Annotated in this window: 25 protein-coding genes; 10 read left to right on the top strand and 15 right to left on the bottom strand. The window is 63.2% G+C overall.

Features of this window, described 5'->3' with window-relative positions; genetic code table 11:
- Positions 1–14 precede the first annotated feature (14 nt).
- Genes QFZ88_RS12755 through QFZ88_RS12765 form a run of 3 tightly spaced genes read left to right on the top strand, consistent with a single transcriptional unit; the run spans position 15 to position 1,555 of the window.
- Complete coding sequence (locus tag QFZ88_RS12755) at positions 15–440, top strand: EVE domain-containing protein (RefSeq protein ID WP_024923097.1); 426 nt, start codon at positions 15–17, stop codon at positions 438–440.
- Positions 395–1,090 (top strand): class I SAM-dependent methyltransferase, encoded by a 696-nt coding sequence (locus QFZ88_RS12760; RefSeq protein WP_171020914.1) that lies wholly within the window; start codon positions 395–397, stop codon positions 1,088–1,090. The genes QFZ88_RS12755 and QFZ88_RS12760 overlap by 46 nt, the downstream gene beginning before the upstream one ends.
- A gap of 48 nt (positions 1,091–1,138) precedes the next feature.
- Positions 1,139–1,555, top strand: coding sequence for a DUF1761 domain-containing protein (locus QFZ88_RS12765; protein WP_024923099.1), 417 nt, complete (start codon positions 1,139–1,141; stop codon positions 1,553–1,555).
- Between the two features lie 27 nt (positions 1,556–1,582).
- Here the strand turns inward: QFZ88_RS12765 and QFZ88_RS12770 are convergent, their stop codons facing one another.
- The gene (locus tag QFZ88_RS12770) at positions 1,583–2,533 is read right to left on the bottom strand and encodes a LysR substrate-binding domain-containing protein (protein ID WP_024923100.1); all 951 of its coding nucleotides are present in this window, start codon (positions 2,531–2,533) and stop codon (positions 1,583–1,585) included.
- Between the two features lie 135 nt (positions 2,534–2,668).
- Here QFZ88_RS12770 and QFZ88_RS12775 point away from each other — a divergent pair, with 135 nt between their 5' ends.
- Positions 2,669–2,917 carry a hypothetical protein gene (locus QFZ88_RS12775; RefSeq protein ID WP_024923101.1) on the top strand — a complete coding sequence of 83 codons (249 nt, stop codon included), beginning with the start codon at positions 2,669–2,671 and terminating at the stop codon, positions 2,915–2,917.
- Between the two features lie 67 nt (positions 2,918–2,984).
- Here the strand turns inward: QFZ88_RS12775 and QFZ88_RS12780 are convergent, their stop codons facing one another.
- A complete protein-coding gene (locus tag QFZ88_RS12780) occupies positions 2,985–3,500 on the bottom strand; it encodes a L,D-transpeptidase family protein (RefSeq protein ID WP_024923102.1) in 516 nt (171 codons plus the stop codon).
- A 175-nt stretch (positions 3,501–3,675) separates the two neighbouring features.
- Between QFZ88_RS12780 and QFZ88_RS12785 the strand changes: the two genes are divergently transcribed.
- The 3 genes from QFZ88_RS12785 to QFZ88_RS12795 all read left to right on the top strand — a co-directional run bounded on the left by QFZ88_RS12785 (position 3,676) and on the right by QFZ88_RS12795 (position 5,645).
- On the top strand, positions 3,676–4,359 hold the full coding sequence (locus QFZ88_RS12785) for a response regulator transcription factor (protein WP_024923103.1): 684 nt from the start codon (positions 3,676–3,678) through the stop codon (positions 4,357–4,359).
- Between the two features lie 294 nt (positions 4,360–4,653).
- Positions 4,654–5,109, top strand: coding sequence for a cyclic nucleotide-binding domain-containing protein (locus QFZ88_RS12790; protein ID WP_024923104.1), 456 nt, complete (start codon positions 4,654–4,656; stop codon positions 5,107–5,109).
- An 11-nt stretch (positions 5,110–5,120) separates the two neighbouring features.
- Entirely contained in the window at positions 5,121–5,645 is a 525-nt protein-coding gene (locus QFZ88_RS12795) for a GNAT family N-acetyltransferase (RefSeq protein ID WP_024923105.1), read from the top strand.
- On the opposite strand, the gene QFZ88_RS12800 is transcribed toward QFZ88_RS12795, so the two are convergent.
- From QFZ88_RS12800 to tesB, 6 genes are all read right to left on the bottom strand, one after another.
- The gene (locus QFZ88_RS12800; RefSeq protein WP_024923106.1) at positions 5,635–6,438 is read right to left on the bottom strand and encodes an exodeoxyribonuclease III; all 804 of its coding nucleotides are present in this window, start codon (positions 6,436–6,438) and stop codon (positions 5,635–5,637) included. The genes QFZ88_RS12795 and QFZ88_RS12800 overlap by 11 nt on opposite strands.
- A 193-nt stretch (positions 6,439–6,631) precedes the next feature.
- The gene (locus tag QFZ88_RS12805; RefSeq protein ID WP_024923107.1) at positions 6,632–7,321 is read right to left on the bottom strand and encodes an outer membrane lipoprotein carrier protein LolA; all 690 of its coding nucleotides are present in this window, start codon (positions 7,319–7,321) and stop codon (positions 6,632–6,634) included.
- A 74-nt stretch (positions 7,322–7,395) separates the two neighbouring features.
- A complete protein-coding gene (locus QFZ88_RS12810; RefSeq protein WP_024923108.1) occupies positions 7,396–10,128 on the bottom strand; it encodes a DNA translocase FtsK in 2,733 nt (910 codons plus the stop codon).
- A gap of 234 nt (positions 10,129–10,362) precedes the next feature.
- Complete coding sequence (locus tag QFZ88_RS12815) at positions 10,363–11,703, bottom strand: ammonium transporter (RefSeq protein ID WP_024923109.1); 1,341 nt, start codon at positions 11,701–11,703, stop codon at positions 10,363–10,365.
- A gap of 29 nt (positions 11,704–11,732) precedes the next feature.
- Positions 11,733–12,071: a P-II family nitrogen regulator gene (locus QFZ88_RS12820; RefSeq protein WP_024923110.1), complete on the bottom strand. Its 339-nt coding sequence runs from the start codon at positions 12,069–12,071 to the stop codon at positions 11,733–11,735.
- 219 nt (positions 12,072–12,290) lie between these two features.
- On the bottom strand, positions 12,291–13,166 hold the full coding sequence (tesB, locus tag QFZ88_RS12825) for an acyl-CoA thioesterase II (protein WP_024923111.1): 876 nt from the start codon (positions 13,164–13,166) through the stop codon (positions 12,291–12,293).
- 108 nt (positions 13,167–13,274) lie between these two features.
- Here tesB and QFZ88_RS12830 point away from each other — a divergent pair, with 108 nt between their 5' ends.
- Together QFZ88_RS12830 and QFZ88_RS12835 are read left to right on the top strand one after the other, a co-directional pair.
- Positions 13,275–14,540 (top strand): ubiquinone biosynthesis hydroxylase, encoded by a 1,266-nt coding sequence (locus QFZ88_RS12830; protein ID WP_024923112.1) that lies wholly within the window; start codon positions 13,275–13,277, stop codon positions 14,538–14,540.
- 129 nt (positions 14,541–14,669) lie between these two features.
- Complete coding sequence (locus tag QFZ88_RS12835) at positions 14,670–15,152, top strand: YbaK/EbsC family protein (RefSeq protein WP_024923113.1); 483 nt, start codon at positions 14,670–14,672, stop codon at positions 15,150–15,152.
- A 9-nt stretch (positions 15,153–15,161) separates the two neighbouring features.
- Here QFZ88_RS12835 and QFZ88_RS12840 read toward each other — a convergent pair whose 3' ends face one another.
- Positions 15,162–15,518 carry a YciI family protein gene (locus QFZ88_RS12840; protein ID WP_024923114.1) on the bottom strand — a complete coding sequence of 119 codons (357 nt, stop codon included), beginning with the start codon at positions 15,516–15,518 and terminating at the stop codon, positions 15,162–15,164.
- Between the two features lie 199 nt (positions 15,519–15,717).
- Here QFZ88_RS12840 and QFZ88_RS12845 point away from each other — a divergent pair, with 199 nt between their 5' ends.
- Positions 15,718–16,143: an OsmC family protein gene (locus tag QFZ88_RS12845; protein WP_024923115.1), complete on the top strand. Its 426-nt coding sequence runs from the start codon at positions 15,718–15,720 to the stop codon at positions 16,141–16,143.
- A 126-nt stretch (positions 16,144–16,269) separates the two neighbouring features.
- On the opposite strand, the gene QFZ88_RS12850 is transcribed toward QFZ88_RS12845, so the two are convergent.
- Genes QFZ88_RS12850 through QFZ88_RS12875 form a run of 6 tightly spaced genes read right to left on the bottom strand, consistent with a single transcriptional unit; the run spans position 16,270 to position 20,099 of the window.
- On the bottom strand, positions 16,270–17,373 hold the full coding sequence (locus QFZ88_RS12850; RefSeq protein WP_024923116.1) for an NAD(P)-binding domain-containing protein: 1,104 nt from the start codon (positions 17,371–17,373) through the stop codon (positions 16,270–16,272).
- Between the two features lie 2 nt (positions 17,374–17,375).
- Entirely contained in the window at positions 17,376–18,020 is a 645-nt protein-coding gene (locus tag QFZ88_RS12855) for a YceH family protein (protein WP_024923117.1), read from the bottom strand.
- Positions 18,021–18,027: 7 nt separating this feature from the next.
- Positions 18,028–18,519: a hypothetical protein gene (locus tag QFZ88_RS12860; protein ID WP_137900369.1), complete on the bottom strand. Its 492-nt coding sequence runs from the start codon at positions 18,517–18,519 to the stop codon at positions 18,028–18,030.
- Positions 18,520–18,566: 47 nt separating this feature from the next.
- Positions 18,567–19,346 (bottom strand): succinate dehydrogenase iron-sulfur subunit, encoded by a 780-nt coding sequence (locus QFZ88_RS12865; protein ID WP_024923119.1) that lies wholly within the window; start codon positions 19,344–19,346, stop codon positions 18,567–18,569.
- Positions 19,346–19,780 (bottom strand): DUF3052 family protein, encoded by a 435-nt coding sequence (locus QFZ88_RS12870; RefSeq protein ID WP_024923120.1) that lies wholly within the window; start codon positions 19,778–19,780, stop codon positions 19,346–19,348. The genes QFZ88_RS12865 and QFZ88_RS12870 overlap by 1 nt, the downstream gene beginning before the upstream one ends.
- A 1-nt stretch (position 19,781) precedes the next feature.
- The gene (locus QFZ88_RS12875; protein WP_024923121.1) at positions 19,782–20,099 is read right to left on the bottom strand and encodes a hypothetical protein; all 318 of its coding nucleotides are present in this window, start codon (positions 20,097–20,099) and stop codon (positions 19,782–19,784) included.
- Between the last annotated feature and the right edge of the window lies 1 nt (position 20,100).

A 20,100-nucleotide genomic window follows, 5' to 3' on the forward strand; every position in this document is an offset into this window, starting at 1 on the left:
CGCAGAGGATCACCATGAACTACTGGCTCTTCAAATCCGAACCGTTCAAGTTCTCCTTCGACATGCTGAAGGAAAAGGGCAAGGCCGGCACCCAGTGGGACGGCGTGCGCAATTATGCCGCGCGCAACAACATGAAGGCCATGCAGATCGGCGACCTCGGCTTCTTCTATCACTCCAATGACGGGCTCAACATCGTCGGCATCGCGGAAGTCTGTGCGCTGGCGCATCACGACACCACCACCGACGATCCACGCTGGGAGTGTGTCGACATCCGCGCCGTCCGCGATGTGCCCACGCCGCCGACGCTGGCAGACATCAAGGCCAACCCGAAGCTGTCGGAAATGGCGCTGGTCAGGCTCGGCCGCCTGTCGGTGCAGCCGGTCACGCCCGAGGAGTGGAAGGAAGTCTGTCGCATGGGCGGTCTCAACCCCGCGCCGTGACACTGACGCCCGAAACCGCCGAACGCTTCATCCTCGACAACACGGCGTTGATGACGCCGCCGCATGTGCCGGAAATCCGGCTTCATCTCGCCGATGAGGCGCATGATCTGTGGCGACGTACCGAAGAGGAATTGGCCGAGATCGGCCTGCCGCCACCCTTCTGGGCCTTTGCCTGGGCCGGCGGGCAGGGGCTGGCTCGTTACATCCTGGATCATCCAGAAAGCGTGCGCGGCCGCCGCGTATTTGATTTCGCCTCCGGCTCCGGTCTGGTGGCGATAGCGGCGATGAAGGCCGGCGCGTCGGCCGTCGAAGCGGCCGACATCGACCCGTTCTGCGATACCGCTATCCGCCTGAATGCCGCCGCCAATGGTGTCGACGTCACATTCACCGCCTCCGATCGCGTCGGATCGGATGAAGGATGGGACGTCATCCTTGCCGGCGACGTCTTTTACGAAAAACCCTTTGCCGGCCGCCTGCTACCCTGGTTTTCCGCGCTGAAATCGCGTGGCGCCGACATCCTGATCGGCGACCCCGGCCGCGCCTATCTGCCGAAGACCGGCCTGGAGCGGCTGGCAGCCTACGAAGTGCCGGTCACCCGGGCTCTGGAAGATGCCGAGGTCAAGCGCACCACGGTCTGGCGCTTCGCTTGACGCGACCTCCGAACAAGCGTTCCATGCGGGTCAATGGAGGGGGACACCATGGATTTTTCTGCCGTAAACTGGCTTGCAATCATCGCGGCCGCCGTTCTGGGCTGGCTGTTCGGCGCGGTATGGTACACCGCGCTGAGCAAACCGTGGCTCAAGGCAGTGCGGATTGACCCCACGACGATGCGCAATTCGGTGATGCCGTTCGTGATCGGCTTTGTCGGCCTGGTCGTCATGGCCTTCGTCCTGTCCTTGGTCATTCCCGGCATGACCGGAGGAGAACCGAGTGTCGTTGCCGGGATCGTGCTGGGGTTCGTGCTGTGGCTCGGCTTCGTTGCCACCACGCTTACCGTCAACCACCGCTATCAGGGTTTCGGCTGGGCGCTGACGGCCATCGATTCAGGCCATTGGCTGGGCGCGATGCTGATCATGGGCGCTGTCATAGGCTGGTTCGGCGCGCCCGCTTCGTAGCACCTGTCCGGCTGCCGACACTTCCGATCAGAAATCGTCCCAGCTTCGCTGCGTGACATCCATCTGCGGCGCATGTGCCTCCGCGAGCAGCCAGTTCTTGAAGGCGATGATGCGCGCATCCTGCGCCGAACCCTCGGGATAGATCAGGAAGTAGGCAAATTCGGGCGGCACCTTGATGCTGAGCTCGAACGGCCTGACCAGCCGCCCTTCCGACAGGTCGTTGGCGACCATGGCAAAATCGGCGAGCGCCACCACATTGCCGCCCGCCGCGGCTGCGATGGCGTCGGTCGACGTCGTCATCACCACCGTACGACTGTCATCGAAATCCTCGATGCCGGCCGCCGCCATCCACATGCGCCAGTTCGGCCAGGTGATGCCCTGGCGGGACCACTCGATGTGAACCAGCGTATGTTTGAGCAGGTCGCGGGGTTCGTCGAGCGGCGGTCCGGAACGCAGCAGTCCCGGGCTGCAAACTGGAATGATGACGTTTTCGAACAATCTGTCGGCGCACAAGCCCGGATATTTGCCGGTGCCGAAACGGATGCCGATATCGACGTCGTCGCGGTCGAAATCGCGCGGCTCGTAGGTGATATCGAAACGCAGTTCGATGTCGGGATGGAGCTTGCGGAAGCCGTCGACACGGCGCAACAGCCAGCGTGTTGCGAATTCCGCGCTGGCGGTCACCTTCAATAGCGCCCCGCCGCGCGCAAGCTTCTTGGCCCGGGTCACCGCGCGGTTGAGTGTCTCTAGCGCGTCCGCGGACGCGTCCACCAGCGCCATCCCCGCCTCGGTCAGGCGTATGGTGCGGCTGGTGCGGGTGAACAGCACCAGACCAAGCTGGTCCTCGATTTCCTTGATCTGGTAGCTGACCGCCGCCGGCGTCAGGCCAAGTTCGTCGGCGGCGCGGGTAAAATTGAGATGCCGGCCGGCCGCTTCCAGCGTCCGCAGCGCACGGGTCCCAGGCAGCAGACGGGACATGGCTATCTTCAAGCGCTCCTTGATGATCAGCCAAGAACTACTCGTTTCCCCCTTTCATTTCAATGCGAGATACTGACCCCAATCGAAAATCTCCAAGCTTGGCTTGAAGCCAGGCCGCCTTGAAAGAACTCCCTCATGTCCGCCATTGTTTTGAAATCCGAAGTCGCGCGCCCAAACCGCATCCGCCCGCTGCTCGACTGGCTGCGCCATGCCCGTATTGCCATCAACCTGCCGCCGCAGGATTCCGGATATCTGTCGGATGCGCATTTGCGTGACATCGGCCTGCGACGCACCGACATTGCCCGCAGCGTATCGGACGCGCCGCAGCGGCTCGGCCTGCTCGATCTCGGCTGGCAGCCACCCCGTTCCAACAAGCACCGGTAATCCAGCCGACTCGTCGCTCTATTCCGCTTCCGCCGGGATCATCGCCCGGCAGAAGCAGAATCCTGACCTAGCGCACCACCTTCATCACCGTGCGAGCTGACAACAGCGGCAACAGCCGCGCCATGGTTTGCGCGGAGACGGCGACGCAGCCTTGCGTCGGCGTATAGCCCGGACGCGCCAGATGGAAGAAGATGGCGCTGCCGCGCCCGCGCCGGCGTGGCGCGATGTTCCAGTCGAGCACCAGGCACGCGTCGTAGAGCCGGTCGTCGCGCTTCATGCGCTCGTGGCTGGCGCCGTAGGGGATCGTCACCGGCCGGTTGTAGTTGCGGTCATCCGGCACCTCGCACCAGCCGAGATCCGGTCCGATCGTCGCCATTGCAAGGCGCGTGCGTCGCGCCTTGGCGAAATGGTCGTTACGGAAATAACCGGAGCGGATGCGCATCGAAGCAAGCGGCGTGGCGCCGTCGCCCTCCCGCTTGTTCGACGAAATCCCGCCACTACCCAGAGCACAGGGAAACACCAGGCTGCCGGCCTGCAGCAGGCCCTTGGTTCCGTCGCCAGGCCGCGCACGCACGACCAATATGCGAAGACCTGTTGGTTGCGCCTTGTTCGCCCCATTGCGCACAAGGTTTTTCGGATATGATAGAACCATGGAACAAATTACCGTGATCGGCTGTTGTAGCCGACAGCTTCCGCATAAACGGTCGTCGGTCAACGGCGTCCTAACATTTTGTGATTTTGAAACAACGGATTGATCCATGACTTCACGCACCATCCTGGTTGTCGACGATGACGAAGACCTGCGCGGCACGCTGGCCGAGCAATTGTCGCTCTACGAGGAATTCGACGTGCTTCAGGAGACGACCGCGGCCAAGGGCATCGCCACCGCCCGCGCCGGCATGATCGACCTGCTCATCATGGACGTCGGTTTGCCGGATATGGACGGTCGCGAGGCGGTGAAGTTGCTGCGCAAGGGCGGCTATAAGGCGCCGATCATCATGCTGACCGGCCATGACACCGATTCCGACACGATCCTGGGGTTGGAAGCCGGCGCCAACGATTATGTGACCAAGCCTTTCCGCTTCGCCGTGCTGCTTGCCCGCATCCGCGCCCAGCTGCGCCAGCACGAGCAGAGCGAAGACGCCACCTTCTCGGTCGGCCCCTACACATTCAAGCCCAGCCAGAAGCTTTTGATCGACCAGCGCGGCAGCAAGGTGCGGCTCACCGAAAAAGAGGCATCGATCATCAAATACCTCTATCGGGCCGAGCAGAAGGTGGTGACCCGCGACGTGCTTCTGGAAGAAGTGTGGGGCTACAATTCTGGCGTCACCACGCACACACTGGAAACCCACGTCTATCGCCTGCGCCAGAAGATCGAGCACGATCCGTCGAACGCGGCGATCCTCGTCACCGAAAGCGGCGGCTACAAGCTGGTGCCCTGAACAGCTTCCGCGCGCCCGCGCGGACTTAACTTCGCTGTTTCCCGGATTCGATTTCTTCAGCGCCGCACCGCGGCGCCGTGCTTTGGCCGCAAAAGCGGAGCGTGCCAGCCTCGTGGCTCGGCGCGGTGACGGTTGCCGCGCGCTTGACCACTCTTTTCGTCGCCCGCTGCCCTCACCGATGAGATTCTGTTAAAGGCTCTATATTATTGGTCAATTAATTGTATTTGGCCGAAGGCGATTCAGGGCGGGGTCGCAAAACGGAGGGAACGACCTGTCGGTCCGGGGACATAGCTGATGGCGCTGGATGACGACATACGCATCCTCTCCACCGTGCGGCTCTTCGAGGGCTTCACGGCGGAACAGTTGCGCCTGCTCGCTTTCGGCGCGGAGACGACTTCGTTGCCGGCGGAGAGAAAGCTCTATCGCGAGGATGACGAGGCCGATTCGGCCTATGTCGTCATCAGCGGCTCCATCGCCCTCTACCGCGAAGCCGAGGGCACCCGCATCATCATCGGCACGGCTGGCCCCGGTGCGATCCTGGGCGAACTGGCACTGATTGCCGACACCCGGCGGCTGACCAGCGCATCGGCAGCGGCCGATTCGCAGGTTCTTCGCCTCAACCGCAAGATGTTTCGACGCATCCTCGAAGAATACCCCGATATCGCCGTTCACCTGCATCAACGCATCACCGACGAACTTCAGGCGCTGATCGAACGCATCGAAGCGCTGGCACCGCGCTTCGCTGGCTGAGGCATTCCGACATGGACGCGACCTTCACACTCGTCCGTGCCAGGGAGGATGACCTCCCTTTCATCATGGCGACGGAACGGCTTGACGGTTACGACAGGCTGGTCGGCCGTTGGGACGAGCGGCGCCATCGAGAGGCGATGGTAGATGGCAGCCACGCCTATTTCGTCGGCTACGAAGGCGAGGCGCCCGCCGGCTTTTCCATTTTGCGCTTCTGGAACGCGATCGAACGCGTAACCCTGGTTCGCCGCCTGGCGGTCGTCAGTCCGGGACAAGGCCAGGGACGACGCTTGCTGAATGCCGTTGTTTCACGCGCCTTCATGGAAACCGAACTCCATCGCCTCGTCATCAGTCTGTTCCCGGAAAACCTGCGCGCCCGCCGCATGTACGAAGCGGTCGGTTTCCAGGCCGAAGGGGTCGCGCGCGGCAACGCCTTCTTCGGCGGGCAATTTCACGATGAACTGGTGATGGCGTTGCTGAGACCCGAATGGGAAGCCCGGCAGGCACTGGCCGCGTCGGCTGACACGATCAGAGGCTGAACCGCGCGATCACCGGGACATGATCCGACGGCCGCTCCCAGCCGCGAGCGGTACGCAGGATCTCATAACCTTCGAACGCCGGCACCAGGTTGTTCGACGACCAGATATGGTCGAGCCGGCGGCCGCGATTGGAGATTTCCCAATCGGCCGCCCGATAGCTCCACCAGGTATAGAGCTTCTCATCGACCGGCACATTGAGACGCATCAGGTCGGCCCAGGCACCTGCCTTGCGCATGGCCTCGAAACTCTCCGTCTCGACTGGCGTGTGACTGACCACATTGAGCAGTTGCTTGTGCGACCAGACGTCGTGTTCGAGCGGCGCGATGTTGAGGTCGCCGACCAGGATTGAGCCTGCCCCGTCGGGCTGGTCGGCGCGCACGTCGTGCATTTCCTGGACGAAACCGAGCTTGTGCTTGAACTTCGGATTGATCGCGGGATCGGGTTCGTCGCCGCCGGCCGGCACGTAAAAATTATGAAGCAGGATCGCCTTGTCGCCGGCCTTGAAACGCACCGAGATGTGCCGGCTGTCCTCGATCTCGCAGAAGCGGCGCTTTTCCACGATTTCGATCGGCCGCCGCGATACGGTGGCAACGCCGTGATAGCCTTTCTGCCCATGGATGGCGATGTGCTCGTAGCCGAGCTTGCGGAAGGCCGCCGCCGGGAAAAGATCATCCGGACATTTGGTTTCCTGAAGGCACAGAATGTCGGGATTCCGTTCAGCGATCAGCTGCTCGACCAGCGGCATGCGCAGCCGCACCGAGTTGATGTTCCAGGTTGCCAGCGTAAAGGCCATTCGCGTGTTCCGAACCCGTGCCCGTTAAGCCGGCGGGCTCAAGCGAAGGCATCATCGACAGAAAGATTGGGGCGGAACCTGCCAGCCTCAGGCTGCAAAGACAAGCCGGAGGGTAGCGCAACACGACTGCGTTGCACATTTCCACAGAAGTCGTCGAGGAACCGGCAACTGCGGAAGCGTTGCCTAAACTGCCTCAGCGCATACCCTTGTTGACGTTGAGTTCGCGATTGGCGGTGTAGTCGATCTTGAACGTGTCGGGCGCGAAGCTGACGCCCTCCTTGGTGTTGAATATCATCACCGTGGTGTCCTTGCCCTGCGCGTCGGTGATCGTCCATTGGCGCAGTTCATAGGTCTTCGGATCGAACATCATGGTGATGGTCGAATTGCCGAACACCTGCTTGTCCGACAACTTGATGGTGATGAGGTCTTCCTCTTCCTTGACGCTCTTCACGCGGTCGCCCGACAGGTCGATCCTGTCTTCAAGCAAAAGCTTCAGCGGCGTCTTCGACAGAGGATAGAGATCGGAAGTCTGGAGCTTCTTGTTGAGCAGCACGACCGACTGACCGTCGGAGATCACCTTGAAATTGTTGGCGCCGTCATAGTTGAAACGGATCTTGCCCGGACGCTCGAGGAAGAACTTGCCGCCGGTCTGCTCGCCTTTCGGCCCGAACTGCACGAACTCACCCGTCATCGACTTTACCGACGAGAAATGATCGGCGATCTTCTGCGCCGCAGGCGGCACGCTGGCCTGGGCAGCCGCGACGGGCAGGAAGCCCGGCACGACGTTGACGGCAGCGGCACCGGTCACCATCAGGCCGAGCCCAAGCAGGCGCCGCCGCGTCATGGTCAGGCCGATGGTCGCTCCGAAAAGGTCGTCTTTCATGCAGCTCGCTCTTGTCTGGTTGTTCCGGACAGGTGGTGAACCCTCAGTTGGGCTTTAGTTTGACCGTCCCCGCCTCAGAGCTTGTCGTCTTCCGTCGGCACCAGAATCTCGCGCTTGCCGGCGTGGTTGGCCGCACCGACGATGCCTTCCTTCTCCATCCGCTCGATGATCGAGGCAGCGCGGTTGTAGCCGATGCCGAGGCGCCGCTGGATGTAGCTGGTCGAGGCCTTGCCGTCGCGCAGCACCACCGCGACCGCCTGGTCGTAAGGGTCGTCGGACTCGTCGAAATTGCCACCGCCGCCGCCTGAGCCGCCGCGGCCTGACGGTTCATCACCATCCTCCTCGTCGTCCTCGGTGATCGCGTCGAGATATTCAGGCACGCCCTGCAATTTCAGGTGCTGCACCACCTTCTCGACCTCGTCGTCGGCGACGAACGGGCCGTGCACGCGCTGGATGCGGCCGCCGCCGGCCATGTAGAGCATGTCGCCCATGCCGAGCAGTTGTTCGGCGCCCTGCTCGCCAAGGATGGTGCGGCTGTCGATCTTCGACGTCACCTGGAAGGAGATACGGGTCGGGAAGTTGGCCTTGATCGTGCCGGTGATGACGTCGACCGACGGGCGCTGCGTCGCCATGATGACGTGGATGCCGGCCGCGCGCGCCATCTGGGCGAGGCGCTGGACGGCGCCCTCGATATCCTTGCCGGCCACCATCATCAGGTCGGCCATCTCGTCGATGATGACGACGATGTAAGGCATCGGCTCGAGGTCGAGATTCTCGGTTTCGTAGATCGCCTCGCCGGTCTGGCGATCGAAGCCGGTCTGCACCGTACGCGAGATCTTCTCGCCCTTCTTCTCGGCCTGCGCCACGCGCTGATTGAAGCCGTCGATGTTGCGCACGCCGACCTTGGACATCTTGCGGTAGCGGTCTTCCATCTCCCGCACCGTCCATTTCAGCGCCACCACTGCCTTCTTCGGGTCGGTGACGACGGGCGTGAGGAGATGCGGAATGCCGTCATAGACCGACAATTCGAGCATCTTCGGATCGATCATGATGAGGCGGCATTCTTCCGGCCTCAGCCGGTAGAGCAGCGACAGGATCATGGTGTTGATGGCGACCGACTTGCCGGAACCGGTGGTACCGGCCACCAGCACGTGCGGCATCTTGGCGATGTCGACGATGACCGGCTCGCCATTGATCGTCTTGCCGAGCGCCAGCGCCAGCTTGGCCTTGCTCTCCTCGAAATCGCGGCTGGCCAGGATTTCGCGCAGGTAGACCATTTCGCGCTTGGCGTTGGGCAGTTCGATGCCGATGGCGTTGCGGCCGGGCACGACGGCGACACGGGCGGCGATCGCGCTCATCGAGCGGGCGATGTCGTCGGCCAAGCCGATGACCCGGCTGGATTTGATGCCGGGCGCCGGCTCCAGTTCGTAGAGGGTGACGACGGGGCCGGGCCGCACATGGATGATCTCGCCCTTGACGCCGAAATCCTCGAGAACGCCTTCGAGCAGTCGCGCATTCTGTTCCAGCGCATCCTTGGACAGGCTGGCGTCGCGCACCACGCTCTTTGGTTCCGACAGGAAATGCAGCGACGGCATTTCGAAACTGTTGGCGGCAATCAGCGAAGTCTGTGCCTCGCGCTGCACGCGCGCGCCCTGGGTGGGCCGGGGCGCCGGCGCCTCGACACGGGTCGCGGCATCGGAACGGAAGTTGCGGACCTGCGTGCTGGCCCCGGCCGGCGCCGCGGCGCGCGGGGCGGCCACGGGCAGGCTCTGCGGATAATCGTCCTCGTCGCGCTCGAAATCGGCGCCGTCGAAACCGTCATTGTCGTAATCGTCCGCATGGGCGGAGCCGCCGGCCACGGGATCGACCGCGACATGGCGATCGTTGACCATCGCCGCGAAGAACTTCGGCTCGACACGGGCGCGGCCGGTCGTGCTCATATGGGCTTCGGCGAGTTCCGCCGATTCGACACGGTCGGCGGCGCGGCGCCACGCGCTTTCGCGCGCCGGCATTTCCGCGAAATCGAATTCCTCTTCCTCCTGGCGCCGCTTGGCGGCGGCGCGGCGATGCATCCAGGCGCGGAACGACAGCCACCAATGGGTGATGGCGCCGAGCGCCAGCAATCCGCCATTGTCGTCGTCGTCCTCCTCGTTCTCGAAAAGGATCGAGTCGCGATCTTCCTCCGCCTTGCGGCGCTTCGGCTCCTGCTCCTCAATGACCGCAAAGCCGTTGCTGCGCGCGATCAGCCCCGAACCATAAGCAAACAGCCAAAGCGTCGGCGCGACCAGCAGGATGGCAATGACGCTGGCGGCGACACCGGTCGGATAACCGCCCAGGAAAAGACCGGGCACCTTCAGCACCATGTCGCCGAAGACGCCACCGAGACCGCTCGGCAGCGGCCAGGTCTTGGGCGGCACCACGCAACCCGCCATGCCGGCGGCAAGCAGCGAGAAACCGAACCAGGACACGCCGCGGCGCGGCAGCTTGTCGACGCCGCGGGCCGAAAACAGCAGGAAACCCCAGATGATCGCCGGCACCACCGCGGCAACCGCCGACAGGCCGAAGAACTGGGTCGCCAGATCCGAGAACACCGCGCCAGGATAGCCCATCGCATTGGTGACGTGATTGTCGGTGGCATGCGAGAACGAAGGATCGGCAACGTTCCAGGTAGCCAGCGCGGCCACGCCGAAAGCGACGAAGGCGAACAGCGCCCCACCGACGAGCCGGCCGGCCTGCCGCCGCAGGAACGCCTGGAACCCGTGCCCGGTATTGGTCAGCGCGAGCGGTGCCGATGCCCCTGAACGCATGCATTTCCCCGTCAGTCATTGCCTGGGCCGGAAGCAGCGCGCACTCCGGCAGATTCGAAGACCAGACTATCGGGGGGAAGGTTAAGGCAGCATTAACCATGGCGATTTTGCGTGCCAGTCGGCGCGCAAAAAAGGGCCCGGATTGCTCCGGGCCCAAGCGCGTGAGTGCGTTCGCAGCGGCTCACGACGGGATCTTTTCTTCTTCGTAGTGCGTATCCCGCAGGCGGGCGCCGGCTACTGCACGACTTCGCCGTGCAGGGTCACGTCCAGCCCCTCGACCTCCTCCTGCTTGCTCGGACGCAGTCCGACCAGAGCCTTGACCACATGGAGGATCACGAAGCTGACGACCGCGGTCCAGAGAATGGTGAAACCGATGCCGTAGAGCTGCTTGGCAACCGAAGCATCCTTGCCGAGCGCGTTGATGGCCGGGTCGGCGAAGACACCGGTCAGCAGCGCACCGATGATGCCGCCGATGCCGTGCACGCCGAAAGCATCGAGCGAATCGTCGTAGCCGAGCGCATGCTTGAGCTTCACCGCGGCGAAGTAGCAGACGATGCCCGCCACGATGCCGATGATGAAGGCGCCCGTGGGATTGACGAAGCCCGATGCCGGCGTCACCGCGACAAGACCGGCGACGGCGCCCGAGATGATACCCAGCACCGAGGGCTTCTTGGCGACAAGCCATTCCGTGAACATCCAGGCAAGGCCGGCGGCGGCGGTGGCAACCTGCGTGTTCATCATCGCAGCGCCGGCCAGGCCGTCGGCCGCGAGTTCGGAACCCGCATTGAAGCCGAACCAGCCGACCCACAGCAGCGAGGCGCCGATCACCGCGTAGACGAGATTATAGGGCGCCATGTTGACGGTTCCGTAGCCCTCGCGCTTGCCGAGCACCAGGGCGCAGACCAGGCCGGCGACGCCGGCATTGATGTGGACGACCGTACCGCCCGCGAAGTCCAGCACGCCGGCCGAACCGAGGAACCCACCGCCCCAGACCCAATGGGCGATCGGCGCATAAACGAAGATCAGCCACAGACCGCTGAACAGAAGCAGCGCCGAGAACTTCATGCGCTCGGCGAAGGCGCCGGCGATCAGCGCTGGCGTGATGATGGCAAACGTCATCTGGAACATCGAGAAGACGAATTCCGGGATGTTGGAGACACCCGGCAGCCACAGCGTCGAGACCGTGATGCCCTTGTGCATCACCTTCGAAAAGCCGCCGATGAAGCTGTTCCACGAACCGCCGTCGGAAAAGGCCAGCGAATAGCCGACGACGAACCACAACACCGTGACAAGGCAGCAGATCGCGAAGCTTTGCATGATGGTGGCAAGCACGTTCTTCTTGCGCACCATGCCGCCATAGAACAGGGCGAGGCCTGGAATGGTCATCATCAGGACCAGGGCCGTCGAGGTCAGCATCCACGCCGTGTTGCCGGTGTCCAGGGTTGGCGTCGGCGCGGCCGCAGCCGGTGCCGGGGTGGCGGTTTGGGCATAGGCGGCGAGGGTGCCCAGCAGCCCGACGAGAGCAGTCAGCGGCGCGACGCGCCCTGCCGTCTTCAGCTTGGGAAGAATATTCATCGATATCTCCATGGAGGTGCGTGACCCGCTCACAGCGCGTCGGTGTCTGTTTCGCCGGTGCGGATGCGCACGGCCTGGTCGATGCCGAAGACGAAGACCTTGCCGTCGCCGATCTGGCCGGTTTTGGCGGCGCTTGTTATCGCCTCGACCGCCCTGTCGACGAGGTCGGTCGCAACGGCGACCTCGACCTTGATCTTTGGAAGGAAGGAGACGGCATATTCCGCCCCGCGATAGATTTCCGTGTGCCCCTTCTGACGCCCGTAGCCTTTGACTTCGGTGACGGTCAGGCCCTGGATGCCGACGGCGGTGAGCGCCTCGCGCACCTCGTCCAGCTTGAACGGCTTGATGATAGCCATCACGATCTTCATCAGGATTCGCCCTTTGTTCGTTGCGGTCCCCGCGTTCCACGCGACATCGCCGGCCTCGACATGGGTCGGCGATGCCCATGGCAATTCAAGCTCCGTGCCAAATGCCGAAACGACAAGCTAAGCCATTGAAGATAAAAGATTGTCGAGCGGAGGGGCGCCGGCCGCTGTACAGAGGCCACCCATCAATTGCCCATCAATTGAGCAAATTGATAAAAATGCCTATTCTGTAGGCGACCGCTTGAGGCGGATCAGGCCTTCCTGCGCCACCGAGGCGATCAGCGTGCCGTCCCGGGCAAACAGCGAGCCGCGCGTGAAGCCGCGCGCACCCTGGGTCGAGGGACTGTCCTGTGTGTAGAGGATCCAGTCGTCGAGCGGATGGCTGCGATGGAACCACATCGAATGATCGAGGCTGGCTGCCTGGATATCACGGTCGAAGATGGCCCGGCCATGGGCAAAGGTGGATGTGTCGAGAAGCGTCATGTCCGACAGATAGGCGAGCACCGCGGCCTGCATCGCGCGGTCGTTCGGCACCGGCCCGGTCGTGCGGATCCAGATATTCTGCTTTGGCTCCAGCCGTTCCCGGCTGGTGTAGTGCTTGAGCATGATCGGCCGCATTTCGATCGGCCGTTCGCGTTGCCAGTAGCGCTTGATCCCCTCGGGCACCGCTTCGCCGAACTTCTCCAACAGGTCGCGCTGCGTCATCAGCGTGTCGGGCTCGGGAATGCCATGCGGCATTGGAACCTGGTGCTCGAGCCCGCCTTCGTCGAGCTGGAACGACGCTTCGAGCGAAAAGATGGCATGGCCATGCTGGACGGCGACGACGCGCCGCGTGGTGAAGGAGGAACCGTCGCGAATGCGGTCAACCTCGTAGACGATCGGCAGTTTTGTGTCGCCAGGCCGCATGAAATAGCCGTGCAGGGAGTGGACGTGCCGATCGGCGTCGACGGTGCGCTGCGCGGCAACCAGCGCCTGCGCGATCGTCTGGCCGCCGAACACGCGCTGCCAGTCGGTTTGCGGGCTGCGACCACGGAACAGATTGTCTTCCAGCTTTTCCAGGTCGAGAATGCCGAGAAGCTCATTCATGGCTTGCGTCATGCGTTCGATCCTTGCCACGACTATAGGGCGGTTTCGGACAGCAACGGCGGCCAGTCAAGGCTTATGCGGGTGCGGCCCGATACCGGCGGGCAGGAAAGGTGGCAGGACATGGCGTCGAAACGCGAATCGGAAGCGTCTCAGAACACGCGGCTCGACGTACTGATCGCCGGCGCCGGTTATGTCGGATTGGCCGCGGCCGTCTCGCTGAAACAGGCGCGCCCGGCTCTGCGGGTCGCGATCGTCGATGCGGCGCCTGCTGGCGTATGGCAGAAGGACGGCCGCGCCTCGGCGATCGCCGCCGCCGCCTCGCGCATGCTCGACCAACTCGGCGTCTGGGCCGAGATCGCGCCAGGAGCCCAAGCAATCACCGAGATGATCGTGACGGATTCGCGCACCGCCGATCCCGTGCGGCCGGTCTTCCTGACGTTCGACGGCGAGATCGCCCCGGGCGAGCCGTTCGCCCATATGGTCGCCAATCGCGACCTTAATGGCGCGCTGCGTCGCCAGGCGGACAAGCTGGGCATCGACCTGATCGAGGGCGTGGCCGTGCAATCCTTCGATGCCGGCGGGGGCGGCCTTACCGTCCACTTGGCCGATGGCGCGGCGCTGCGCGCCCGCTTGCTGGTTGCCGCCGACGGCGTCAACTCGAAGCTGCGCGACATGGCCGGCATCAAGACGGTGAAGTGGGAGTACGGCCAGTCCGGCATTGTCTGCACGGTGGCGCATGAACGACCCCACAACGGCCGCGCCGAAGAGCATTTCCTGCCGGCCGGGCCTTTCGCCACCTTGCCGCTGAAACCGGACAAGGATGGCACCAACCGTTCGTCCATCGTCTGGACCGAGCGCACCGACGATGCCCGCAAACTGGTCGAGGGCGACGATCTGGTCTTCGAGATGGAGCTGGAGCAACGCTTCGGCCTGAAGCTCGGCGAAATCCGCGCTGTCGACAAGCCGCGCGCCTGGCCACTCGGCCTGACGCTTGCCCGCGACTTCGTGGCGCCGCGCATAGCGCTGGCGGGCGATGCGGCGCATGGCATCCACCCGATCGCCGGGCAGGGTTTGAACCTCGGCTTCAAGGATGTCGCCGCGCTTGCGGAGGTCATCGTCGAGGCGGATCGGCTCGGCCAGGACATCGGCGCGCTTGATGTGCTCGAACGCTACCAGCAGTGGCGCCGCTTCGACACCATGCAGATGGGCGTCACCACCGATGTTCTGAACCGGCTGTTCTCCAACGACATCGCGCCGCTGCGCGCCGTGCGCGACATCGGGCTCGGTATCGTCGAGCGCATGCCGAGGCTGAAGGAGTTCTTCATCCGCCAGGCATCGGGTCTTGGCGGCGATACGCCCCGACTGCTCAAGGGCGAGGCAATATAACTACGCTTCCTCGCGCCATTGGCGCCGGTCCCGGGCCGGTCGAAAGAGGACCAATCGATAGTACACCGGCTGTCCGGCAGGGTTGCCAACTTGGTTGCCTGCCAGGTCTGGCAACCTTATGGTCGCGCCATGAGCCTTGAATCCGTTCGCGCCTTCTTCGCCGCCAAAGCCCCGGACATCGAAGTCATCGTCACCGAGGCAAGCTCGGCGACTGTAGCCCTTGCCGCTCAAGCACATGGCGTCGAACCGGACCAGATCGCCAAAACGATCTGCCTCAGGGTCGGCGATACGGCCATGCTGGTCGTTGCCGCCGGCACGGCGCGGCTCGACAACCGCAAGTTCAAGGACCGGTTCGGCGGCAAGGCACGCATGCTGGAGGCCGAAGAGGTCGTCGCCCTCACCAGCCATCCGGTCGGCGGCGTCTGCGCCTTCGGCCTGCCGACACCGCTGCCGGTCTATTGCGATGTCTCGCTGAAAGCCTTCGACGAGGTGGTGCCGGCCGCCGGCGCCACCAATGCCGCGGTACGGCTCAATCCCGACCGCATGGCGGCGCTCGTCGGTGCCGAATGGGTCGATGTTTGCCAGGCACCGGCACCCGCGATCCAGGGCTGACCGCGCCGGTCAGGGCACCGGAATGTCGTAGATCGCACGCACCTCCACCATGCCCATCGCCGCCAGCGGGATGTCGGCTGCAATGGCGAGTGCCTCGTCGAGATCGCGCGCCTCGATCATCACGAAGCCGAGCAGCTGTTCCTTGGTTTCGGCGAACGGACCGTCGGTCACCAGCGTCTTGCCCTTGCGCTTGCGCACCACCTTGGCCGTCTTCACCGATTGCAGCGCCTGCGCCATGACCAGATGGCCGCTCTTTTCCAGTGCCACGTCATAAGCGAGCGAGTCGGCGTCGAGCGTTCTGCCCGCCTCGGCTGAAAGCGCATGCAACGCCGATTCCTCGTGATAGACTAGACAGATATATTGCATCGTTGTCTCCCTGTTGCAGCCCGCATGGCCCGCGCCTGCGTAGCGCCGTCCGCAGGACGGTTTGGCGGCAACAAAGCCGACATTTTTGCACGGCGATTTTTTCGTCCACCGATCCCATCGCCCCGCGAAGGATGTTGTGGCCTTGTCAGGCTGCGGCGCTATAGTCGGCCTCTTGCAACCACCCAGCCAGGAGAAAACCATGGACCGCACTGCAAAAGCCGTCTGGAAAGGCAATCTGAAGGAGGGTGGCGGCACCATCGACACCCAGAGCGGCGCGCTCAAGGCCACGCCCTATTCGTTCAAGACGCGTTTCGAGGATGAAAGCGGCAGGTCCGGCACCAATCCCGAGGAACTGATCGCGGCTGCCCATGCCGGCTGTTACGCCATGCAGCTTTCGCATTTCCTCGCCGAAAACGGCACGCCGGCGGCGAAGCTGGAAGCCAGCGCCGCGGTTAAGCTCACCCCCGGCACCGGCATCACCGAGAGCAACATCACGCTTGTCGGCGACGTTCCCGGCATCGATGCCGCAAAATTCCAGGAGCTGGCCGCCAAGGCCAAGGCCGAATGCCCGGTCTCGCGCGCGCTTGGCGCGATCAAGATTTCGTTGGACGCCAAACTGGCCTGATCGCGGGGACCAGGCCGCGTCGCCATCCAGGCTGCGCGGCCTTCTGCACCGCAGCCGATTGCGGCCTGCCGGTACCGGTCTTGCGGAACATCAGGACCATCACCGCCGCCGCCAGTATGATCTCGCTCAGATCAAACCGAGATGGGCTGCAAGCTCTCGGGCCGCGGCACCGCCGGCCCTGTTCGCTCCGATGGTGGAGGCCGACGGGCCGTAGCCGACCAGATGGATGCGAGGGTCCTTCTTCACCTCTGTCGCCAGCCGTCCGGTCATGACGATACCGCCATTGTCCTCGCGCAGCTGCAGCGGCGCCAGATGATCGAGCGAGCTGCGGAACCCCGTCGCCCACAAGATGACGTCGGCCTTCTGCATCGAACCGTCCGGCCACAGCACGCCATCTTCGGTGATCTCGCTGAACATCGGCAAGCGTTTCAACACACCGCGCTCCCTGGCGGCACGCAAAGCCGGCGTGAGCGGGATGCCGGTGACGGAAACCACCGACCCCGGAACCAGTCCGCGCCTGACCCTGTCCTCGACCATGGCGACGGCCGCGCGGCCGTCTTCCTGCACGAAGGGCGTGTCCCGGAAGCGCGGTTCGTGGCGGGTCACCCATGTCGTGCCCGCCACCTTGGAAATCTCGTCCAGATGCTGCAGCGCCGAAATCCCACCGCCCACGACGATCACATGCTGTCCCGCGAATTCGTCCGGGGTGCGATAGTCGTGTGAGTGAAGTTGCCGGCCCGTGAACTGCGCCGCGCCGGGATAATCGGGAATGACGGGCGTCTCCCAGGTTCCCGTGGCATTGATGATACCGCGCGCCGAGAACATCTCGCGGTCCGTCTCGATCCGCAGCCGTCCGGACCGCTCGCAGACGACCTTGACGGTGACGGGGCGATAGACCGGCAGCTCGAACTTGCGTTCATAGGCGGCAAAATATTCGGGCACCGCCACGGATGCCCTGGCTTCGCCGCTGGAGGTGTCGACGGCTTCGGAAAACTGCATGCCGGGCAGATCGTGCAGGCGATTGACGGTGCTGAGCGTCAGAGACGGCCAGCGGTGCTGCCAGGCACCACCTGGTGTCGGATTCCTGTCCAGCACGAGGAACTGCCGCCCGACGGCGAGGCCCAGCCTGCCGAGATGATAGGCCGACGACAGGCCCGCCTGGCCCGCGCCGATGACGACGATGTCGACCTTGAAGATTGTGTTTGTCGAAGCGGCCTGCTGCTCGGCCACGCTTATGCGCCTACGGCATCGAGCCGCGCCTTGAGCGCCGCCACGTCCTCTTCAAGCGTACGCACGCGTTCTTCCAGTTCACTCAGGGCCGAACCGGCAGGCGCGGCGGCACGCGCGGCCGGAGCCGGAATCGACGACACATCGACATCGCCCGAAAGCAGATGCGCGAAACGATCCTCGCGCTGACCCGGCGCACGGCCGATCTCCTTCACCAGCGGTGGGCGCCGGCCGACCAGCATGTCGAGTTCGGTTTGTACCGCTTCGGCCGAACCGAAATTGGCCATGCGATCAGTGCGGGTCTGCAATTCGTTGAGCGTCTGCGGCCCGCGCAGAAGCAGCATGGCGACCAGCGCGCTTTGCGGGGTCGTCAGGCTGAATTTTCGTGAAGCCATCTGCTCGTAGCGGTCGGCGCGCGATGCCATCATCCGCCGCGCCAGCCCCTTCTCCTCAAGCGACTTCAAGGTTCGGCTGATGTCGACCGGCTCCAATGCCATCACCGGTTCGCGCGAGGTCTTCTGGTTGGTCGCGGATTGCAGCGCGTTCAACGTCAGCGGATAGACGTCTGGCGTCAGAAGCTGCTTTTCCATCAGGCATCCGAGTACGCGGACTTCGAGAGCGTTGAGGTGAGGGAAGTCTTCACTGGACATTGGCGATTTACTCTATCGTGCAGACTATTTCTTCAACCCGCTCGTTCAAACGGTCAAGCTTGACGGGAGCGATCAGTTTCTCGGCAGCACGCACGCCAATCGTCTTCACATCCGGAAGGTTTCGGCTTGCGATCACATAGAACTGCCATTGCAGGGGGTCTCGATGATCCGCGTTTTCATCCGCAATGGTATGTAGTGACAACACATACATATGTGCGTTGCGGCCAGGTGAAGGGACCCATGTGTCGCCATCGACCCAAAACCCTGTGCGTGGTGCAATATCCCAGGACGCCTTTGAAAGCCGTGACTTCGACCAAGTCTGCAAAAGCGCGCTCTGCTTGACCTCCAGCTTTATGCTACCGCGCTCGAAATCATGTCCCGCATAGTCCGACGAACACCATTTCCAAGTGGGAAGTGCTGCGGCTACGATCGCTTCAACGATGACGGATCGGTAGACATTTGTAACAAGTGGTTTGCCAAAAATGGCTTCCGAGGCCAAAGCGACGACTTCGGCACTCGTTGACGGTCTGGGTTTTGCGCTCCCCGTCAGACCCTTCTCTCCACCATCATCTTCTTGATCTCGGCGATCGCCTTGGCCGGGTTAAGACCCTTCGGGCAAGTCTGCGCGCAGTTCATGATGGTGTGGCAGCGGTACAGACGGAACGGATCCTCGAGATTGTCGAGGCGTTCACCCTTGGCTTCGTCCCGGGAATCGATCAGCCAGCGATAGGCCTGCAGCAGCGTCGCGGGACCGAGATAGCGGTCGCCGTTCCACCAATAGCTCGGGCACGAGGTCGAGCAGCAGGCGCACAGGATGCACTCATAAAGCCCGTCAAGCTTCTGGCGGTCCTCATGGCTCTGCAGCCATTCCTTCGCCGGCTCCGGCGACACGGTCTTCAGCCAGGGCTCGATCGAGCGGTGCTGCGCGTAGAAATTGGTGAGGTCGGGCACGAGGTCCTTCACCACCGGCATGTGCGGCAGCGGGTAGACTTTCACGGCGCCGGAAATGTCGTCGCAGCCCTTGGTGCAAGCCAGCGTGTTGGATCCGTCGATGTTCATAGCGCAGGAGCCGCAGATGCCTTCGCGGCAGGAACGGCGCAAAGTCAGCGTCGGGTCGATCTTGTTCTTGATGTAGAGCAGCGCATCCAGAACCATCGGCCCGCAATCGTCCATGTCGACGAAATAGGTGTCGATGCTGGGGTTCTCGCCATCGTCCGGTGACCAGCGGTAGATGCGGTATTCGCGCAGGTTCGTGGCGCCTTCCGGCTTCGGCCAGGTCTTGCCCTCTTTGACCTGCGAATTCTTGGGGAGTGCGAGTTCGACCATTACCTGCGGTCCTTTCGGATGACGAGCTTCAGCCCGGACCAGATTTCATCGATTGCCGCGACCTTGACGTCGACCAGGTCGAGCTTGAGCGCCTCAGTGCGCACCACGTCCTCGGTCACGTCGGTCGGCACTTTGGATGCCTTTTTCGGCCATGACACCCAGATCATGCCGTCGCGCTTGATCGCGGCCTGCAGACGAACGAGACCGTCCTCGATCTCGCCGCGCTGCCTGGTGAAAGCGTGGACGACATCATGGCCGGTATCGGCCTCGATCTCCGCCCAGGCCGCGAAGCGCTTCACCGAGGCGAAGCGGACCGCATCGGCAAGCCACGCCAACTGCTCCGGCAAGGCCAGGAAGGCGGCATTCATGCCGTCCTTCAAGCCCAGCTTCGCCGCAAGCGGCGTGCCGGAGTATCCTGCGGCCGCCAGCGCCATTCTATTTCTCCGCGTGAACGTAGACGGCGTTCACAAAGCCCGTGCAACGACCATGCACGCGCACTTCAAATGCTTTGCCAACTTTTTGCTTCAGCTCGCCACCGACTGGGGGCTTTGCTAGGCATCTGATGTGCCCGACGTTCTTCGAGTAAAAATCTCTACTTGACGATTGGGCAGTCGCGGCATCTTTCCAAACGGGTATGTCGTTCACCATCTTCGCGGTTTTGCTGGAATTGTCATAGATATAGACCGTCTCAGCTGACGCCACTTGCGTCGCCAAGCCAACCAAAACCACCGAAGCGATCAGACCCTTTATCATC

Source organism: Mesorhizobium sp. YL-MeA3-2017, from assembly GCF_030814575.1.
GTDB classification, from domain to species: Bacteria; Pseudomonadota; Alphaproteobacteria; order Rhizobiales; family Rhizobiaceae; genus Mesorhizobium; species Mesorhizobium terrae.

What these genes read in the sequence shown, in the direction of transcription:
- QFZ88_RS12790 (WP_024923104.1), top strand. Translation starts at nt 4,654, where the DNA reads ATGGCGCTGGATGACGACATACGCATCCTCTCCACCGTGCGGCTCTTC.
- QFZ88_RS12755 (WP_024923097.1), top strand. Translation starts at nt 15, where the DNA reads ATGAACTACTGGCTCTTCAAATCCGAACCGTTCAAGTTCTCCTTCGAC.
- QFZ88_RS12840 (WP_024923114.1), bottom strand. Translation starts at nt 15,518, where the DNA reads ATGCAATATATCTGTCTAGTCTATCACGAGGAATCGGCGTTGCATGCG.
- QFZ88_RS12875 (WP_024923121.1), bottom strand. Translation starts at nt 20,099, where the DNA reads ATGATAAAGGGTCTGATCGCTTCGGTGGTTTTGGTTGGCTTGGCGACG.
- QFZ88_RS12800 (WP_024923106.1), bottom strand. Translation starts at nt 6,438, where the DNA reads ATGGCCTTTACGCTGGCAACCTGGAACATCAACTCGGTGCGGCTGCGC.
- QFZ88_RS12770 (WP_024923100.1), bottom strand. Translation starts at nt 2,533, where the DNA reads ATGTCCCGTCTGCTGCCTGGGACCCGTGCGCTGCGGACGCTGGAAGCG.
- QFZ88_RS12845 (WP_024923115.1), top strand. Translation starts at nt 15,718, where the DNA reads ATGGACCGCACTGCAAAAGCCGTCTGGAAAGGCAATCTGAAGGAGGGT.
- tesB (WP_024923111.1), bottom strand. Translation starts at nt 13,166, where the DNA reads ATGACGCAAGCCATGAATGAGCTTCTCGGCATTCTCGACCTGGAAAAG.
- QFZ88_RS12810 (WP_024923108.1), bottom strand. Translation starts at nt 10,128, where the DNA reads ATGCGTTCAGGGGCATCGGCACCGCTCGCGCTGACCAATACCGGGCAC.
- QFZ88_RS12765 (WP_024923099.1), top strand. Translation starts at nt 1,139, where the DNA reads ATGGATTTTTCTGCCGTAAACTGGCTTGCAATCATCGCGGCCGCCGTT.
- QFZ88_RS12775 (WP_024923101.1), top strand. Translation starts at nt 2,669, where the DNA reads ATGTCCGCCATTGTTTTGAAATCCGAAGTCGCGCGCCCAAACCGCATC.
- QFZ88_RS12795 (WP_024923105.1), top strand. Translation starts at nt 5,121, where the DNA reads ATGGACGCGACCTTCACACTCGTCCGTGCCAGGGAGGATGACCTCCCT.
- QFZ88_RS12835 (WP_024923113.1), top strand. Translation starts at nt 14,670, where the DNA reads ATGAGCCTTGAATCCGTTCGCGCCTTCTTCGCCGCCAAAGCCCCGGAC.
- QFZ88_RS12830 (WP_024923112.1), top strand. Translation starts at nt 13,275, where the DNA reads ATGGCGTCGAAACGCGAATCGGAAGCGTCTCAGAACACGCGGCTCGAC.
- QFZ88_RS12805 (WP_024923107.1), bottom strand. Translation starts at nt 7,321, where the DNA reads ATGAAAGACGACCTTTTCGGAGCGACCATCGGCCTGACCATGACGCGG.
- QFZ88_RS12870 (WP_024923120.1), bottom strand. Translation starts at nt 19,780, where the DNA reads ATGGCGCTGGCGGCCGCAGGATACTCCGGCACGCCGCTTGCGGCGAAG.
- QFZ88_RS12785 (WP_024923103.1), top strand. Translation starts at nt 3,676, where the DNA reads ATGACTTCACGCACCATCCTGGTTGTCGACGATGACGAAGACCTGCGC.
- QFZ88_RS12820 (WP_024923110.1), bottom strand. Translation starts at nt 12,071, where the DNA reads ATGAAGATCGTGATGGCTATCATCAAGCCGTTCAAGCTGGACGAGGTG.
- QFZ88_RS12865 (WP_024923119.1), bottom strand. Translation starts at nt 19,346, where the DNA reads ATGGTCGAACTCGCACTCCCCAAGAATTCGCAGGTCAAAGAGGGCAAG.
- QFZ88_RS12815 (WP_024923109.1), bottom strand. Translation starts at nt 11,703, where the DNA reads ATGAATATTCTTCCCAAGCTGAAGACGGCAGGGCGCGTCGCGCCGCTG.
- QFZ88_RS12855 (WP_024923117.1), bottom strand. Translation starts at nt 18,020, where the DNA reads ATGTCCAGTGAAGACTTCCCTCACCTCAACGCTCTCGAAGTCCGCGTA.